Below are 17751 nucleotides of genomic sequence, written 5' to 3'. Positions count from 1 at the left end.
TTTTTTGGGATTTTAACATTTCATTTGTATTTTCCCACACTTTAAAAAAACCCAAAGTTAAATGAAAAAATTATTACCCATTTTAATTAGTGTTTTAGTTCTAGGAGCTTTTGTTTTCATTAAGACAGAATCTAAAAATGAAGATTCAGAAGCAAGTAGAATTAATGCTAAGTATCAAGCACATTTAGATAATTCACCTTTTAAGGATGTTATTTTGTTATCTAAAAAAGAAAGAAAAGCAAAAGGTTTATCTCCTAACAAGTATTATGAAAGAGAGTGGGAGTTAACTATGAATCCTGAAATAGGAAGACCAACTCCTGAAAATTTACCTAGAATTAAAAGAGAAAGGTTGGAAGCCTTAGCTAACGGAAGAGTTCCTGGAGATGCTATGGATAATGGTTGGGATGAAAGAGGACCAAACAATGTAGGAGGAAGAACAAGAGCAATTATGTTCGATCCTAACGATGCCACTAATGAAACTGTATTTGCTGGAGGAGTTAGTGGAGGTTTATGGAAAAATACCAATATTTCCAATTCTGCTTCTTCTTGGTCTAAAGTAAATATACCAGATAATTTAAATGTTACATCAATCACTGTAGATCCAAATAATTCAAGTATATTTTATGTAGGTACAGGAGAGTCTTATGTTGGAGGTGCTGTAAATGGTAATGGAGTGTGGAAATCTACAGATGCAGGACTTACTTGGACAAATATTTTTGGAGGAATAAATGGAGCAACAACTTTTGAGTATGCTTCTAATGTAACAGTAAATAGTCCAGCTGGAATAGCAGGGCAGTATCCGTGTTATCCAACAACGGCTTTTGGTCCTTCAATAACTTCAACAATAACAGAAAATATTGTATTAGTTAATGATGGAACAGCCAACCCAACAGAAGGGTGTAATGCATTGACTAATTCTGCAGCTTCTATGAATGGAAAAATAGCATTGATTAGAAGAGGTTCATGTAATTTTACTGTTAAAGTTAAAAATGCACAATTAAAAGGAGCAGCAGCTGTAATAATGATGAATAATGTTGCGGGAACTCCAATACCAATGGGAGGTGATGATGCAACTATTACAATTCCATCAGTGATGATTTCAAAAGAAGATGGAGATATGTTAGAAGCTGCTGTGCAGAGTGGTACAGTTAATGCTTCGTTAACTCCATCAGCAGGAGGTTTTACAGGTTTATTAGTCCCTGGAGTTCAGCACATAAATGATATCAAGGTTAGAAATAATGGAGGTAATTCTGAAATTTATGTAGCAGCTGGAGATTCTTTCTACGGAGGAGCAAGTACCGCAACTTACTTAGGAGGAACAGCTTTTGGTATTTATAAATCAGTAGATGGTGGAGTTAATTGGACAGAATTAAGTATGCCTTTAACAATAAACAATAACAAAAGATGTCCAAATGATATTGAAATAGGATCTGACGGAAGAATTTGGGTGTCAACAATACACAGTACCGTTTTTGGTGATGGAGGAGGAGAAATATTTGTATCTACTGACGGTAGTACATTTACTAGAAAACACAGAATGGCTAATACAGATAGAACTCAAATAGCGATTTCATCTACAGATCCTAAAAAATTATATGTTTTAGCTGAAGGAGATGCTACTACACCAGTTGTAGTGAAAGTTACTACAGATGATTTTACACCTGCATCAACAACAACTTTAACTCCCCCTAATGATTCTGATACAGGTATCGCAGCAAATGATTTTACGAGAGGCCAAGCTTTTTATGATTTAATGCTAGAAGTAGATCCAACTAATGATAATATAGTTTACATTGGAGGTATTGACTTGTTTAAGTCTACTAATAGTGGTTCTTCTTGGAATCAATTTTCTCATTGGTACGGTGGATTTGGTGAGCAAGAAGTACATGCAGATCAGCACTCTTTAGCTTTTGCTCCAGGAGCTGCTAACAGATTAATTATAGGTAATGATGGTGGAGTTTATTTTTCTAACAATGGGGGAACTAGTACAAATGCAAGAAATAGAGGGTTTAACACTTCTCAATTTTATAGTGTAGGTGTTGCCCCAACAACAGTAGGGTCAGGAGGAGATTACTTTGCTGGAGGGTTACAAGATAACGGTACTCAAGCTTTTGCTAATGTTGGTGCTGGTGTTAATCCTTCGGTTGAAACACAAGGAGGTGATGGAGCAGGAACAGATTATGATCAAGACGGAGACGCTTACTATATTTCTAATTATGTGTATAACGATAATATTGTAAAAAGATCGCTTACTGGGAATTGGTTAAAGCAAATAAATTCTGGTTCTGGAACTAGTTACGGTGATTTTATAAATCAACAAGATTTAGATTCTAATTTAGACTTTTTATATACAAATTATACAGATAGAGCAGCTCCAACATATCAAATAGCAAGATACAATACGGGTAATGGAGCAAGTAATAGAACTATATTAACTAACGGATTATTATCTAGATCTCCTACAGCGTTTAAAGTATCACCATTTACAACTAACAGAACCAAATTATTTGTAGGTACCATTGCTGGTGAGTTATTGGTAGTAGATAATGCTAATAATAATAGTATTTCTTGGTCAAAATTAACAACACCAGATTTTGTGGGAAGTGTTTCTGATATAGAGTTTGGAGCTACTGAACAAGATATATTTGTAACAATGAATAATTATGGTGTAGAAAGTATTTGGTATTCAAGCAATGGTGGTTCAACATGGAATGCTAAAGAAGGTAATTTACCAGATATGCCTGTTAAGGCTATTTTACAAAATCCGTTAAACTTAGAACAAGTTATTGTTGGAACAGAATTAGGTGTTTGGTATACTCAAAATTTTTCAGCAGCAACACCAACTTGGACATCAGCCTTTAATGGTATGAGTAATGTAAAGGTAATGGATTTAGATATGAGAAATGATAATATGGTTTTTGCAGCAACTTTTGGTAGAGGGATTTTTTCTGGGCAATTTACTGCTGAAACATTTAGTGTAGAAGACAATGAAGTATTAGTTAATGGAATAAAAGTTTATCCAACCGTTTCTAATGGAGCAATAACTATAGCATCTAATGATAAATTTGAAGATGTTAATTTAAAGGTGTTTAATATGAATGGCCAATTGGTTCACTCTAGAGAAATAAACTTAAATAACTCTTCAGAGAATATTAACTTAGATGTTGCATCTGGAATTTATCTAATGAATTTTTCACAAGGTAATTTAAAAATGACGAAGAAAATTATTATCAAATAATATTCTTAGAGTACACAAAAATGGCTACTAAAATTTAGTAGCCATTTTTGTTTATAAGTAATTTTTTATAGTAGCTAATATAGATTCTGAATCGATTCCAACTTCCTGATATAATTCAGATTTATTTCCGTGTTCTATGAAAGCATCCGGAATCCCCATGTTTTTTATAGGATTATATAGGTTATTTGCTGTAGCATATTCAGATATGGCAGAACCAAACCCTCCAACTATAGTTCCATCTTCAATAGTAATGATAGAAGTATGTGTGTTAAAAATTGTTTTTAATAGTGTTTGATCTAATGGTTTAATAAAAGGAAAGTGATAATGTCCTATTTTGTTATTATTTAATTCTGAAATAACTTCAGAAACTAAATTACCAATATGTCCAGTACTTAGAATAGCGACTTTAGAGCCCTTTTGTAATTCTATTCCTTCACCAATGTTTATTTTCTTAAAATCTTGCTTCCAATCTATAGTTACACCTCTTCCTCTAGGATAACGAATAGCTATTGGATTGTCTAATTCTAATTGAGAAGTATATAGTAAGTTTCTCAATTCTATTTCATTTATTGGGGCTGCAATAGTTAAGTTGGGTATACATCTTAAATAAGCAATATCAAAAGTACCATGATGCGTAGCTCCGTCTTCACCTACAAGTCCTGCTCGATCTAAGCAAAAAATTACTGGTAAGTTTTGTAAAGCAACATCATGAATAATCTGGTCATAGGCTCGTTGCATAAAAGTAGAATAGATGTTGCAAAATACAACCATTCCTTGAGTAGCCATTCCAGCAGCTAATGTTACAGCGTGTTGTTCTGCTATTCCAACATCAAATGCTCTTTCGGGCATTTCATCTATCATATATTTTAATGAAGAACCTGTAGGCATTGCAGGGGTTATGCCAATAATTTTATCGTTTTTTCTAGCCAATTCTAAAATGCTATAGCCAAAAACGTCTTGGTATTTTGGAGGTTGAATTTTATGCGGTTTAGGAGTTAATTCTCCAGTTTTGGCATCAAACTTGCCAGGAGCGTGATATTTTACCTGATCTTGTTCAGCTTGTTTTAACCCTTTTCCTTTCGTGGTAATAACATGCAAAAACTTAGGTCCTTTGATTTCTTTTAAGCGATTGAATTCGTTTAATAAAGCTTCAAAATTATGTCCATCTATTGGCCCTGAATATTCAAAGTTTAAGGCTTCAAAAATATTGTGTTGATGGTTAGCCTCTCCCTTTTTGATACCAGTTAAGTATTTCTTTAAAGCACCAACACTAGGGTCAATGCCAATAGCATTGTCGTTAAGAATTACTAGTATGTTGGCACTGGAAACACCTGCATGATTTAAGGCTTCAAAAGCCATACCACTGGCAATAGAGGCATCTCCTATTACAGCAATATGATGTTTATTAATTTCTCCTTTAAGGTTTGACGCCATAGCCATACCTAAAGCAGCAGATATGGCGGTAGATGAATGGCCTACGCCAAAAGTATCATATTTGCTTTCTGTACGTTTAGGAAAACCGCTTATGCCTTTGTATTGCCTGTTGGTGTGAAAGATGTCTTTTCTGCCAGTAAGAATTTTATGTCCGTAAGCCTGATGGCCAACATCCCAAACTAATAAATCGTTTGGAGTATCAAACATATAATGCAAGGCTATGGTAAGCTCTATTACTCCTAAACTAGCTCCTAAATGGCCTTCTTTGGTAGCAACTATATCAATAATAAACTCTCTTAACTCTTTTGCTAAGTGAGGCAATTGGTCTTGTGAGAGTTTTTTTAAGTCTGTTGGACTTTGAATATGATCTAGTAACTTGCTTAACATAGGGCAAAAATAGTATTTTTACTGCTATGGAAGAGATTTTTACAGATGAATACTTTATGAAAAGAGCCTTGCAAGAGGCTGAAGTTGCTTTTGAAAAAGGAGAAGTTCCGGTAGGAGCAGTTATAGTAATTAATAATAGAATTATTGCAAGAGCGCACAACTTAACAGAACTTTTGAATGACGTTACTGCACATGCAGAAATGCAAGCTATAACAGCGGCAGCAGATTTTTTAGGAGGCAAGTATTTAAAAAAATGTACGCTTTTTGTAACCTTAGAACCTTGCCAAATGTGTGGAGGTGCTCTGTACTGGAGTCAGATTGATCGAATAGTTTATGGGGCTAAAGATGAAAGTAGAGGTTGTGAAGCAATGGGCACAAAACTACATCCTAAAACTACAGTTACAGGGGGTGTTTTAGCAGAAGAATGTAGTCAGTTAGTAAAGCGATTTTTTATCGAAAAAAGAAATTTAAATTAACCTTTCTTTTCTATAAAAGAATCAGCTTCATCTTTAATAGTTTTAATGGTTTCATCTGTAATCATGTACTTTCTAATGTCTTTTCCTTTATATCTATGATAAATAAATAAAGGCATCCAAACAAAAAAGAAACCAGCTACTGCAGCTCCAATGAATTTAGGAGCCGTAATGTCTTTTTGAGACTGAAGGTAAAAACCGTAACATCCGCTAATAATAACAAGGCTAAATATGATGTATAAAATATATTTCATTATGGTATTTTCTTGTTGTTGCAAATTTATTCGATTAACCCAATTTTAGCAAATAACTCTAGCAAAAGCCGTTGTTTATTTATTTTTTTTCTCTAATGTATCTTTTAATTCCTGTAAATCGTCTATATAGATTTGTCGTAATGTTTCTACATAAGGCCTATTATTATAATAGCCATCATTGTAATTTTTAATAGCTTGATTAGTTAAAACCAAAGCTTCTTTTAAATTTTTGTTCTTTTCTAGAACCAATGCTTTGTAATAATTACCATCGGCATATCTTCCTTTGGTGTAATGAAGGAGTTTGTTGAAGTTGAACAATGCATTTTCATAGTCTCCAGATTCATAAAAAGCAATTCCTCTGTATAAAAAAGCGGTTACTTCTACCCAGTCTTCTCCGCTATCATTTATTTCTTTATTAATATACTTATCAAAATATTTTATAGAGTTATTGTAATCTTTTAGGCCTAAATAAGCAATTCCTCTCCAATAGTCTACACTATGCCCTTGTGCTTGTTCTGTAAAGTTTGGATTAAAGCTATCGGCCGTATCAAAATCAGTTATTGCTTTTTTATAGTCTCTATAAAACCATAGGTAGTTATATCCTCTCCAAGCTTGCCAGGCTGGTGGGTGTATAGCTACTACAGTGTCATAAATGGCTTTCCATTTGTATGGAATTCCTCTTTTTAAATAAGGTATAGATAATTCTCTCCAAGCGTCATAGTTATTCCGATCTAGTTTTATGGCTTCTTCTAGTTTTATCATACTCTCAGAAGAGCCTTGATATAAGCTCATGCCTTCTCTAAGTATTTGTTTAGATTTTTCTTTTCTTTCAGCTAGACTTAACTCATTTTTGGTGTTTTTTTTGCACGAAAATAAAAGTAAAATTAAGCACATGCTAAGGGATAATTTCAGTGATTTTTCCATTTTCTATTCGGTATGAGATATACATATAATAATTTAACGGTGTTTTACCATCTTGATCAAAAAAGAAGTTCCATTCTGTTTCAGCAGTAAGATGTAGTAATTGGTTTACCATATTATCGTCTAAATCTGTAAGTTCTAAATTTAGATCCATTTCAATAATTTCAAACCAACCTGCTTTGCCTTCGCAATTCACTAAAAATCTAAAGTTAACATAGCCAGAGTCTGCATAGGTATTTTTGTATTGAGATAAAATGGTCTCTCTAAATCTTTTTTTATTGTATTTGTAGGCGTTTAATCCTGCTCCACTATAATACATCGTAATTTGAGGTTTCTCTCCTCCACACAATTTGTGCTTTTTGTTTAGTAGTGCGGTTTCGGGGTTTATATGACCAATATGATATGGGTATTTTTCTACTAAAGAAATTTCCTTTTTAAGAGAAGGAGTAAAATAATATATACTTATTCCGGTTAAAACCAGAATTATAATGATTAATAAAGTGATATTGGTGTTTTTTTTCAAAGCTTAAAAATTTATGACTTAAAGCTAAATAAAAAATCCTGCAAAGGAGCAGGATTTTTTATGAATGACCATAATAGTTATATCAACGTGTATTTTGTATAAAGTTTATAAATCTAACTGTATATGTAATTCTTTTAATTGATCATTGTCAATAGTAGCAGGAGCATCAATCATGACATCTCTACCTGAATTGTTTTTAGGGAACGCAATAAAATCACGAATCGTTTCTTGTCCTCCTAAAATAGCTACTAATCTGTCTAAACCGAAAGCTAAACCACCATGAGGAGGTGCTCCATATTCAAAAGCATCCATTAAGAAGCCAAATTGTTTTTTAGCCTCTTCTTCAGTAAACCCTAAATGCTTAAACATAATAGCTTGGGTTTCTTTGTCGTGAATTCTAATTGATCCACCTCCTATTTCGTTTCCGTTTAATACTAAATCGTAGGCATTAGCCTTAACAGCACCAGGGTCTGTATCTAATAGTTCTAATTGACCTGGTTTAGGAGAAGTAAACGGGTGGTGCATTGCGTGGTAATGACCAGTTTCTTCGTCTAATTCTAATAATGGGAAATCGATTACCCATAATGGTGCAAACTCATTTGATTTACGCAAGCCTAAACGTTCTGCCATTTCCATACGCAAAGCACTTAATTGTGCACGTACTTTATTAGTGTCTCCAGAAAGTACACAAATTAAATCGCCAGCTTTAGCTCCTGTAGTTTCAGCCCACTTTGCAAGATCTTCTTGGTCGTAGAATTTATCTACAGAAGATTTAAAGCTTCCATCTTCATTACATTTAACATATACCATTCCTAAAGCACCTATCTGCGGACGCTTTACCCAGTCTATTAATTTATCGATTTCTTTTCTAGTGTAAGAAGCTCCACCTGGAACCGCAATACCAACAACTAACTCTGCGCTGTTAAACACTTTGAAATCTTTGTGTTGTGCAACTTGGTTTAGCTCTCCAAATTCCATTCCAAAACGAATATCTGGTTTGTCGTTACCGTATAAACGCATCGCATCATCAAACAACATTCTTGGGAACTTTTCTATCTCAACTCCGTGAATTTCTTTTAGTAAATGACGTGTTAAACCTTCAAAAATATTTAAAATATCTTCTTGCTCAACAAAAGCCATTTCGCAATCTATTTGTGTAAATTCAGGCTGTCTGTCGGCACGTAAATCTTCATCTCTAAAACACTTTACAATCTGAAAGTATTTATCCATTCCACCTACCATAAGCAATTGCTTAAAGGTCTGTGGCGATTGCGGTAAAGCATAAAACTGTCCTTCGTTCATACGAGATGGAACTAAGAAATCACGAGCACCTTCTGGAGTAGATTTAATTAAATAAGGAGTTTCTACTTCTATAAACTCTTGATTAGACAAGTAATTACGAACTTCTTGCGTTACTTTATGTCTAAATATTAAGCTGTCTTTTACGGGGTTACGACGAATATCTAAATAACGGTATTGCATACGTAACTCTTCACCACCGTCGGTTTCATCTTCAATCGTAAAAGGCGGAAGTTTAGCATCGTTTAAGATTTCTAGTTTAGAAACCAAAATTTCAACATCACCAGTAGGCATGTTAGGGTTTTTAGAAGCACGTTCAATAACGGTTCCAGTAACTTGAATAACAAATTCTCTACCAAGCGTTTTAGCTTGTTCCATAATAGAAGCATCGGTACGTTCTTCATCAAAAATCAATTGAGTAATACCGTAGCGATCACGTAAATCTACCCAAATCATGAATCCTTTATCTCTAGATTTTTGTACCCAACCAGCTAAGGTTACTTCTTTATTCTCATCGGCAATTCTTAATTCGCCGCAAGTATGACTTCTATACATGGTTTTAGATTATATAATTTAAAAGTGCAAATTTAATAAGATTAACAGAATGGTTGCCAATTAATCTTTATATTCTTTTTTTAATATTTCAATATCAGATAATAGTTTTTTAATAGCTTCATCGTCTGTGCCATCATACATACCTCTAATACGCTTTTCTTTATCAACTAACACAAAATTCTCTGTATGAATCATGTTATAAAGGTCTTCAGGCTTAGGGTTATATTTAGCAACTAAATATGATTTTCTAGCTAAATTGTAAATTTCTTTTTTACTACCAGTAACTAAATTCCATTTTTTGCTAATAACCCCTTTTTCTTTAGCATATTTTTTGAGTTGCTTGGGTCTATCAATTTCAGGTGTTACAGAGTGGGAAAGAAGCATAATATCATTGTCTAATAATGTGGCTTGTTGTATGGTCTTCATGTTACCAGTCATTATAGGACAAATGGTTTTACAAGTAGTAAAGAAAAAATCTGCTACATATATTTTGTTTTTGTAATGGTCTTGAGTTATGGTGTCTTCATTCTGATTTACTAACTTAAAATCAGCAATCCTATGTCTTTTTTTAATGTGTACTATAGTACTATCAACCAGTTCTGGATTGATGTTTTTTCCAGGAGCAAAATAAGGAAGCCGTTCTACAGGTTTTAAGGCATAATAAAATAGCGCTAGAATAACAGCTGATAAGAATGCGAAGAAAATAAAAAACTTTTTATATCCTTTAAAAAATGATATTAGAGAGGGTCCAGAATTATTCATTAAAAAAAATTTAAGCAAAGATACGTTTTGTTACCAGTATTATTTGTTAAAGAATGCGTTAAAACTATTAGCTTAACTAAAAAGCTCTTTATTACTTGGTTTAAAAAGATTACTTTTGAACGTTAAAATTTTTATAGACTATGACAGCAGGCGGAATTATTATTATGGTTGCTCAGTTTTTACTGAGCTTGTCATTATTAATTATACTTCATGAATGGGGACATTATTATCCAGCCAAATTATTTAAAACTAAAGTAGAAAAGTTCTATTTGTTTTTTGATGCATTCGGTAAATCGTTATTCAAAAAGAAAATTGGAGAAACCGAATACGGAATAGGTTGGTTACCATTAGGAGGTTATGTGAAAATTGCCGGAATGATAGATGAAAGTATGGATAAAGAGCAAATGAAACAAGAACCACAACCATGGGAGTTTCGTTCTAAAAAGCCATGGCAACGTTTGGTAATTATGTTAGGAGGGGTTACTGTAAATTTTGTGTTAGCGTATATAATTCTGGTAGGAATGATGTTTGTGTATGGCGAGAAGTTTATCCCTAACTCAGAGTTAAAAGAAGGAGTAGTAGTTAGTGAATTTTTACAAGAAAAGATTGGTTTAAAAACAGGAGATAAAATAATATCTATTGGAGGGGAGTTAGTTAAAGATGCTGGGAAAATAAATAAGTCTATTCTTTTAGGAGAAGGTACTGTTGTAGTAGATAGATTTGGAGAAAGAGTTGAGTTAGATATACCTGTAGATATATCTGGTCAAACCGCAAAAAACGACCCTAAGTCTTTTGTTACAATTCCTTTGCCGGTAATAGTTTCTAAAATTCCAGATTCATCTATTAATGCTAAAAGTGGTGTTAATAAAAATTGGATTTTTAAATCCATCAATAATACCTCTATTACTACAGCAAACTTCAAAAAAACTTTAGAAAGGCTTTCAGGTCAAAATGTTGAAGCTACATTATACAATGTAAAGGGTGAAGAGAAATCATATAAAGTAGATATTAATTCTGAAGGGAAAATAGAAATGGTTGTAAGTACTACTAATAAACTTGACGAGTTAGATAAGATTGGTTTTTACGATGTTTCTATTAAAGAGTATTCTTTTATACAATCTTTTGGAGCAGCAAAAAATAAATTTGTAGAAACCATAATTGATATGATTACTAATGTTAAATTATTGGTAACATCATATAAAACTGGTGCTGCTAGAGGTATGGGAAGTTTTATATCTATAGCTAAAATTTTCTCTCCAACATGGGATTGGTTTAAGTTTTGGGATAGAACAGTTATGTTGTCAATTATGTTAGGAGTGTTAAATTTATTACCGATACCTGCTTTAGATGGTGGTCATGCTATGTTTACGTTGTATGAAATGATTACTAAAAGAAAACCTAGTGAAAAGTTTTTAGAGTACGCACAAATGGTTGGTTTTGTGATTATGATGATTATTTTTGTCTATGCCTTTGGTAATGATATTTACCGACATTTTATAAAGTAGAAAAAAAATGTTTTTTTGTGTTGCGTCGAATATAAAATAAGTATATATTTGCATCCGCTTATACAGAGCAACACTCCTCCTTAGCTCAGTTGGTTAGAGCATCTGACTGTTAATCAGAGGGTCCTTGGTTCGAGCCCAAGAGGAGGAGCTAAATAAGCAAAGGCAATGTAACAGCCGATAATTGTTACAATCAACATAGTTCTATATGAACATTCCTCTTTAGCTCAGTTGGTTAGAGCATCTGACTGTTAATCAGAGGGTCCTTGGTTCGAGCCCAAGAAGAGGAGCAAGATTAGACAAGCCATCATTTTTGATGGCTTTCTTGTTTTTAATTATTAAAGCTAGCTGGCTTCTTGTAAATACAAATTATTCGACAGAAAAAAGTCTCTTAATGTTTCTCTAGATGTAAGATTGTCTTGAATTATAAAATTATCTATAGCGTCTTTTAGGCGTACAGATAAGTTTAGCCGAATAGCAATTGGAATAATAAATTCTGAATCTAAATTTTTAAACAATTCAACAGCCTCTTTTCCAAACTTAGTTTTTTCATCTATAGAATTAGATTCTAAGATTCTAAGTATTAATTCTTCTATTTTCCCCATACTCAAATTTACAAATCAAATCATTGTATGTCAGTTATATACGTTAAAATTTATTAACAATAATTAATAGTGTTATTGTTAATTACTTATTCTCTGTTGTAATTTTTTGTAGAATTCGGGTATTAATTATTAAGTGAGCAAATAGGCGAACAATGAATTTTATTGAGTTGAAGGTAGGGTATTTCGTTGTTAAATCGTTTTATATGTGTAGAGATTATTAACCCCTAATTATAACTCAACGCAATAATTTTCAGTGTATAAATACTGTATCTTATTTATTTCAAAAAAATAAAAAACACCTCAACTCGAGGTGTTTTTTTATTCGAGAACTTATTTTATACCTCTTTGTGTCTAAAACAGCTTACAATATGGTCATTAACCATACCTGTTGCTTGCATGTGGGCATAAATTACTGTAGACCCTACAAATTTAAATCCACGTTTTTTTAAGTCTTTAGAAATTTGATCTGATAGAGGAGTAGTAGCAGGAACTTCAGCTAAGGTTTTAAAGGTGTTTGTTATAGGTTTTCCATCAACAAAGTCCCAAATGTATTTAGAAAAACTACCAAACTCTTTCTGCACTTCTATAAAGGCATTTGCATTGCTTATAGTGGCTTTAATTTTTAATTTATTTCTAATAATACCAGCGTTTTGTATTAGTTCGTCAAATTTGTCTTCTTGATAGTTGGCTATTTTTTTATAGTCAAACTTATCAAAAGCTTCTCTAAAATTCTCTCGTTTATTTAAAATGGTTATCCAACTCAATCCGGCTTGAAAGGTTTCTAAGATTAAGAATTCAAACAGTTTCTGATCGTCATATACAGGAGCTCCCCATTCTTTATCATGATAATCTTTGTATAAATCTGAACTTTCACACCAAGCACATCTTATTTTTTTCATATGAGTTGTTTTAAGAAGTATTAAAGATACAAAGTAAGGACTAATTACTATTGTCGACCTACACAAAGTAATTATTTTTAATAGTATGACATATTCAGAATATAAATCTCTTATGAATGATTTGGTAGCGAAAAAGGCTACCACAGGAGAAAACCAAACAGAAGCACTTATTAACTACACTTTCTTAAATCATAAACGAATGGAGCGTTTAGATAAAAAAGCTTCGTTAACAGATGAACAAAAAGAACAGATTAAACAATTTAACAAACCTGTAAATTGGTTGGTGTTAACTGAAAGTTGGTGTGGAGATGCTGCACAAATAATGCCTTATATGAATAAGATAGCAGAGTTAAATAAGCTGATAAACTTTAAGGTGCTGCTAAGAGATGAAAACTTAGAACTAATGGATGCACACTTAACCAACGGAGGTAGAGCGATTCCTAAATTAGTGATACAAGAAAAAGATAGCGAAAAAGTAATAGGAACTTTTGGGCCAAGACCTCAAAAAGCGACTCAAATGGTAACTGATTTTAAAGCAAAAAATGGAGAATTAACCTCTGAATTTAAAAAAGATTTACAGATTTGGTACACTAAGGACAAAGGTAAAGAAATCATTAAAGATTTACTTTTGCTCTTGAATTAAGTATTCTTTTTCAAAGTCGATAGGGTTAAAAGCATTGTCTACAGAAAAATCACCAATTTTGGTTCTTCTTAAGGCAGATAAATGAGCACCCGAGTTTAATGCTTTTCCAAAATCGTGAGCTAAAGAACGAATGTAGGTCCCCTTACTGCAAACCACTCTAAATTCAAGCTTAGGTAAATCAATTTTGGTGATTTCAAATTCATCAATTTTAATTTGTCTAGACTTTATTTCTACTTCTTCGTTTTTGCGAGCATACTCATACAAACGCTTTCCGTCTTTTTTCAATGCGGAGAAAACTGGAGGGTATTGTTCAATTTCACCAATAAAATTAGGTAGAGCCTCTTCTATAAGTTCTTTGGTAATATGATTTGTTGGGAATTGCTTATCAACCTCTGTTTCTAAATCGTACGAAGGAGTGGTAGTTCCTAAAGTTATCTCACCAGTATATTCTTTTACTTGCCCCTGAAATTCTGATAGACGTTTGGTGAATTTACCCGTGCAAATAACCAATAAGCCAGTAGCTAAAGGATCTAGTGTACCTGCATGCCCAACTTTTATTTTCTTTAAATTAAAAGCTTTTCTAATTACCCAACGAATTTTACTCACCGCCTGAAAAGAACTCCACTCTAAAGGCTTATCTACTAATAAAATTTGTCCCGATTTAAAATCTTCTTCTGTTTTTTTCATGTTTATTTTCTGTGAAAAAAGGAATTTATTTATGAAAGCAAAAGTTTTCTGACGTCAAAGTGTTTTTAATTAATTGCTGATTAAGATGCTTAATACCTTGTTGAGAGATATTATTTTGTGATGATAATAAAAAATATTGTTGATAATATAATTGCTCCAATAATAGCCATTCCTAAAGGAAACCTAATTAAAAAAAGTTTAGAATTAGTTATTATTTCATAATTATCATTTCTTTTTAGATAGATTATATTTAATCTTTGCCCTTTCATATATCTTCCATTACCTTCTGATAATTCTTTAACGATTTTATTTCCATCAGTATCATAAAATTCTACTACTGGATAAGTTGTTGTCACTCTACTTTCTCTATCGTTGTCAGCACATAGTCTTAAGTCGATTATTTCGGAAACTGTTTTAATTCCATTTTTTTTAATTAACCCTTTTATACCTCCAATTAAAAGAATAAGTCCGGGAAATCCAAATATTAAATAAGTTATAATTTTTTCCATTAGAGTTTTTATAATACTTCTAAGCTTAGTAAAAATTAACTATTGACAAGGGTTAGAATAATAGCTATTATACCTACTATAAAGCAGTAAATAGCAAAATAAGATAACTTACTCTTTTTTACTAAAGAAATCATCCAGGTACAAGCAAATAAACCAGAAATAAAAGCGGCTATAAAACCAGCAGTTAATGGAATGGCTTGACTAGAATGAACGGCTAAATCACCACTTAAAACATCTTTAGCTATTTTACCAAATATAAGCGGTATGACCATTAAAAAAGAGAAACGAGCTGCCTTAGCTTTGTCTACTCCTAATAATACCGAAGTAGCAATAGTAGCGCCAGATCTTGAAATGCCTGGCAACATAGCAATAGCTTGAGAAATACCTATTATAACGGCGTTTTGATTCGATACATTTTTAGTGGTGTTTTTGGCTTTATCAGCTAAAAATAGTAATAGTCCAGTTATTAATAACATAGCACCAACAAAAAGAATACTACCGCCAAATAATTGTTCTAATTGATCTTCAAAAAATAAACCAACAAAAACTGCTGGTATCATTGATAAAACAATCTTTAAAGAAAATTGAGTCTCTTCATTCCACTTAAACTGAAACAAACCTTTAATAATTTCTAAAATATCTTTTCTGAAAATAACAATGGTACTAAGAGCTGTAGCAAAATGTAAGACTACTGTAAAAATTAAACTTTCTTCTCCTACACTTTCATCTCCTAGTATGGCTTTACCTAATTCTAAATGACCTGATGAAGAAACTGGCAAAAATTCAGTTAAGCCTTGAATAATACCAAGGATTATAGCTTTAATTATTTCCATGAATTAATTCTCTTTCTTTTTTTTATCAAAAAGGATTGCATAAATCTGTATTCCAAATCCAATTAATACTAAAGTTGGTGCTAAACGTATGCGTCTGAAATTATAAATTTCTGGATTAAAAACATTCGGGTCATCACTACCACCACCGGCCATTAAGATAAAGCCTAAAGCAATAACTCCTAAACCAATAAACATTAATTTATAATTGGCTTTTCCGAAAATGAAATCTGGTTTGTTTTGATCACTCATAATTTAATAATATAAATCGTCTGTTTTTAAATTTAAGAAACGTTGGGTTGCAAAATAAGTGCTAATCCAGGTAATAATAATACCTAAGCATAAAACACCAAAACATAAAGCCCCAAAAGATATAGGATTTTCTAAAATACCAGCTTCTGGAATATTGTTGTCTATAAAATATGCCAATGCTATAATACCAATAACAGCTATTATAGAACCTAAAATACCTAAGCGAATACTTCGCCAAATAAATGGACGTCTAATAAAACGTTTTGTGGCTCCAACCATTTGCATGGTTTTTATAATAAAACGTTTAGAGTATACTGCTAAGCGAATAGAGCTGTTAATTAATAACATAGCTATTGCAGTAAAGACAATGCTAAATACAAGCAACCAAAAACTAATTCTTTTAACATTTTTATTCATTAATGAAACCAAATCTTCATCATAACGAACTTCATCTACATATTCTCTTTTTAAGATAGAAGTCTTAAATTCTTCTAAAGAGTTTAAAGTAACAAATTCACTATTAACAAAAACATCTATAGAGTTTTGAAATGGGTTGTAACCAATAAAATCCATAAACTCTTCTCCATTTTCTTCTTTGGCTAACTCTGCTGCTTCTTCTTTAGAAACAAATCGAGTTTCTTTTACAAAATCAGATAGTTTTAAACTCTTTTGTAAGGCATTTATTTCTACTTCTTTTACATTTTCTTTTAGATCTATAGAAATTGCTATTTGCTCTTTAAAATGCTTTTCAACTTTTTTAGCATTCATTACTAATAAGCCTAAAACACCTAATAGAAACAATACCAAAGTAATACTAAGTACTACAGAAAAATAAGAGGATATAAGTCTTCTTTTTTGATATTTTTCAAAAGATTTACTCATGTGTTCAAATTGAATAACGGGTAAAAATACTAAATCATTCACTAATTAATCTTTTTCTTAACATTTTCTTTTATTGAATGAAATACTTGTTATAAAATGAGGTGATAAATCATCATACATTTTTATCTTTACTTAAAAGAAGAATCATATGAATATTGTTGTAATTGGTGCAGGAGGTGTTGGTGGTTATTTTGGAGGTAAATTAACACAGTCAAGGAATAAAGTTACCTTTTTAGTACGAGGTAAACATTTAGATGCGATTAAAAATAAAGGACTCCAAATTAAAAGTATAAAAGGAGATTTTTTGGTTCATCCAGACGCAAGTAATAATTACGATAGTATAGAAAAAGCCGATTTAGTTATTTTAGGTGTCAAGTCTTGGCAAATACTAGGTGTAGCGAAAGAAATTAAACCATTTCTCAGCGAAAAAACAATGGTATTACCATTACAAAATGGAGCTGATAATGCCGATAAATTACTAAGTATTCTTCCTAAAGGAAATGTATTAGCTGGTTTATGTAAAATAGTAAGTAAAGTGGATGAACCAGGAGTGATTAATCATTTTGCTTTTGAACCTGAAATTATCTTTGGTGAATATAATGATGAGAAGTCAGAAAGAATACTTGCTTTAAAAGATGTTTTTGAAAGAGCAGGTTTTAAAAATACCTTGGCAGATGATATTCATTTAGCCATCTGGAAGAAGTTCCAGTTTATTACATCGGTTAGTGGTATAGCAGCTTTAACTAGAGTAACTTTTGGTGAAATGCGAGCTCAACAAGAAATAAGACAAATTATTTTCAATACAGCGCAAGAAATAGTTGCTATCGCTAATAAAAAAGGAATAGGTTTAACTGAAGAAGATTCTCAATTTGTATTAAAAGCAGTAGAAAATTCTCATCCAAATACAACAGCATCTATGCAACGTGATGTTATGGAGGGTAAGCCCAGTGAATTAGAAAACTTTAACGGGTATATTGTAAAAATGGGGAAAGAATTAAGTATCGAAACTCCAACTAACGCTTTTATTTATAACTGTTTATTACCTCAAGAAAATATAGCCAGAAAGCTAGTGTAAACACTTTCAGAATCGTTTAAT

The 17751-nt window shown here is 32.1% G+C and carries 18 protein-coding genes and 2 tRNA genes; 7 read left to right on the top strand and 13 right to left on the bottom strand.

Going from position 1 to position 17751, the window contains the following annotated elements; genetic code table 11:
* The first annotated feature begins 61 nt into the window (after window positions 1–61).
* Window positions 62–3238, top strand: coding sequence for a PA domain-containing protein (locus tag ACFQ1O_RS10950; protein ID WP_377716061.1), 3177 nt, complete (start codon window positions 62–64; stop codon window positions 3236–3238).
* A gap of 51 nt (window positions 3239–3289) precedes the next feature.
* Here ACFQ1O_RS10950 and ACFQ1O_RS10945 read toward each other — a convergent pair whose 3' ends face one another.
* Complete coding sequence (locus ACFQ1O_RS10945) at window positions 3290–5059, bottom strand: 1-deoxy-D-xylulose-5-phosphate synthase (RefSeq protein ID WP_377716060.1); 1770 nt, start codon at window positions 5057–5059, stop codon at window positions 3290–3292.
* A 26-nt stretch (window positions 5060–5085) separates the two neighbouring features.
* On the opposite strand from ACFQ1O_RS10945, the gene ACFQ1O_RS10940 reads away from it, so the two are divergent.
* On the top strand, window positions 5086–5535 hold the full coding sequence (locus ACFQ1O_RS10940; RefSeq protein WP_377716059.1) for a nucleoside deaminase: 450 nt from the start codon (window positions 5086–5088) through the stop codon (window positions 5533–5535).
* On the opposite strand, the gene ACFQ1O_RS10935 is transcribed toward ACFQ1O_RS10940, so the two are convergent.
* From ACFQ1O_RS10935 to ACFQ1O_RS10915, 5 genes are all read right to left on the bottom strand, one after another.
* Window positions 5532–5786 (bottom strand): hypothetical protein, encoded by a 255-nt coding sequence (locus ACFQ1O_RS10935; RefSeq protein ID WP_377716058.1) that lies wholly within the window; start codon window positions 5784–5786, stop codon window positions 5532–5534. The two genes, ACFQ1O_RS10940 and ACFQ1O_RS10935, sit on opposite strands and share 4 nt — an antisense overlap.
* A gap of 75 nt (window positions 5787–5861) precedes the next feature.
* On the bottom strand, window positions 5862–6710 hold the full coding sequence (locus tag ACFQ1O_RS10930; protein WP_377716057.1) for a tetratricopeptide repeat protein: 849 nt from the start codon (window positions 6708–6710) through the stop codon (window positions 5862–5864).
* Entirely contained in the window at window positions 6682–7230 is a 549-nt protein-coding gene (locus ACFQ1O_RS10925) for a hypothetical protein (RefSeq protein ID WP_377716056.1), read from the bottom strand. The genes ACFQ1O_RS10930 and ACFQ1O_RS10925 overlap by 29 nt, the downstream gene beginning before the upstream one ends.
* 105 nt (window positions 7231–7335) lie before the next feature.
* The gene (aspS, locus tag ACFQ1O_RS10920) at window positions 7336–9084 is read right to left on the bottom strand and encodes an aspartate--tRNA ligase (RefSeq protein WP_377716055.1); all 1749 of its coding nucleotides are present in this window, start codon (window positions 9082–9084) and stop codon (window positions 7336–7338) included.
* A gap of 60 nt (window positions 9085–9144) precedes the next feature.
* Window positions 9145–9846 carry an SCO family protein gene (locus ACFQ1O_RS10915; RefSeq protein WP_377716054.1) on the bottom strand — a complete coding sequence of 234 codons (702 nt, stop codon included), beginning with the start codon at window positions 9844–9846 and terminating at the stop codon, window positions 9145–9147.
* Window positions 9847–9986: 140 nt separating this feature from the next.
* On the opposite strand from ACFQ1O_RS10915, the gene rseP reads away from it, so the two are divergent.
* The 3 genes from rseP to ACFQ1O_RS10900 all read left to right on the top strand — a co-directional run bounded on the left by rseP (window position 9987) and on the right by ACFQ1O_RS10900 (window position 11638).
* A complete protein-coding gene (gene rseP / locus ACFQ1O_RS10910; RefSeq protein ID WP_377716053.1) occupies window positions 9987–11351 on the top strand; it encodes an RIP metalloprotease RseP in 1365 nt (454 codons plus the stop codon).
* A gap of 74 nt (window positions 11352–11425) precedes the next feature.
* Window positions 11426–11499, top strand: a tRNA-Asn gene (locus ACFQ1O_RS10905).
* Window positions 11500–11564: 65 nt separating this feature from the next.
* Window positions 11565–11638 (top strand) — tRNA-Asn (locus ACFQ1O_RS10900).
* 54 nt (window positions 11639–11692) lie between these two features.
* Here the strand turns inward: ACFQ1O_RS10900 and ACFQ1O_RS10895 are convergent.
* Together ACFQ1O_RS10895 and ACFQ1O_RS10890 are read right to left on the bottom strand one after the other, a co-directional pair.
* Window positions 11693–11953, bottom strand: a complete 261-nt coding sequence (locus tag ACFQ1O_RS10895; RefSeq protein WP_377716052.1) for a hypothetical protein — start codon at window positions 11951–11953, stop codon at window positions 11693–11695.
* A gap of 335 nt (window positions 11954–12288) precedes the next feature.
* Entirely contained in the window at window positions 12289–12852 is a 564-nt protein-coding gene (locus ACFQ1O_RS10890) for a DNA-3-methyladenine glycosylase I (RefSeq protein ID WP_377716051.1), read from the bottom strand.
* Between the two features lie 85 nt (window positions 12853–12937).
* On the opposite strand from ACFQ1O_RS10890, the gene ACFQ1O_RS10885 reads away from it, so the two are divergent.
* A complete protein-coding gene (locus tag ACFQ1O_RS10885; RefSeq protein WP_377716050.1) occupies window positions 12938–13495 on the top strand; it encodes a thioredoxin family protein in 558 nt (185 codons plus the stop codon).
* Here ACFQ1O_RS10885 and truB read toward each other — a convergent pair.
* The 5 genes from truB to ACFQ1O_RS10860 all read right to left on the bottom strand — a co-directional run bounded on the left by truB (window position 13475) and on the right by ACFQ1O_RS10860 (window position 16655).
* Window positions 13475–14182, bottom strand: coding sequence for a tRNA pseudouridine(55) synthase TruB (gene truB, locus ACFQ1O_RS10880; protein WP_377716049.1), 708 nt, complete (start codon window positions 14180–14182; stop codon window positions 13475–13477). The two genes, ACFQ1O_RS10885 and truB, sit on opposite strands and share 21 nt — an antisense overlap.
* 110 nt (window positions 14183–14292) lie before the next feature.
* Complete coding sequence (locus ACFQ1O_RS10875) at window positions 14293–14691, bottom strand: hypothetical protein (protein ID WP_377716048.1); 399 nt, start codon at window positions 14689–14691, stop codon at window positions 14293–14295.
* A 35-nt stretch (window positions 14692–14726) separates the two neighbouring features.
* Window positions 14727–15524, bottom strand: coding sequence for an undecaprenyl-diphosphate phosphatase (locus tag ACFQ1O_RS10870; protein ID WP_377716047.1), 798 nt, complete (start codon window positions 15522–15524; stop codon window positions 14727–14729).
* Window positions 15525–15527: 3 nt separating this feature from the next.
* Window positions 15528–15773 (bottom strand): DUF3098 domain-containing protein, encoded by a 246-nt coding sequence (locus ACFQ1O_RS10865; protein ID WP_377716046.1) that lies wholly within the window; start codon window positions 15771–15773, stop codon window positions 15528–15530.
* Between the two features lie 3 nt (window positions 15774–15776).
* Window positions 15777–16655, bottom strand: a complete 879-nt coding sequence (locus ACFQ1O_RS10860) for a cell division protein FtsX (protein WP_377716045.1) — start codon at window positions 16653–16655, stop codon at window positions 15777–15779.
* Window positions 16656–16803: 148 nt separating this feature from the next.
* Between ACFQ1O_RS10860 and ACFQ1O_RS10855 the strand changes: the two genes are divergently transcribed.
* Window positions 16804–17730, top strand: a complete 927-nt coding sequence (locus ACFQ1O_RS10855) for a ketopantoate reductase family protein (protein ID WP_377716044.1) — start codon at window positions 16804–16806, stop codon at window positions 17728–17730.
* Window positions 17731–17751 lie beyond the last annotated feature (21 nt).

This window comes from Pseudofulvibacter geojedonensis, from assembly GCF_042675745.1.
Lineage (GTDB): Bacteria > Bacteroidota > Bacteroidia > Flavobacteriales > Flavobacteriaceae > Pseudofulvibacter > Pseudofulvibacter geojedonensis.
This window is presented reverse-complemented; position numbering and strand designations above follow the sequence as displayed.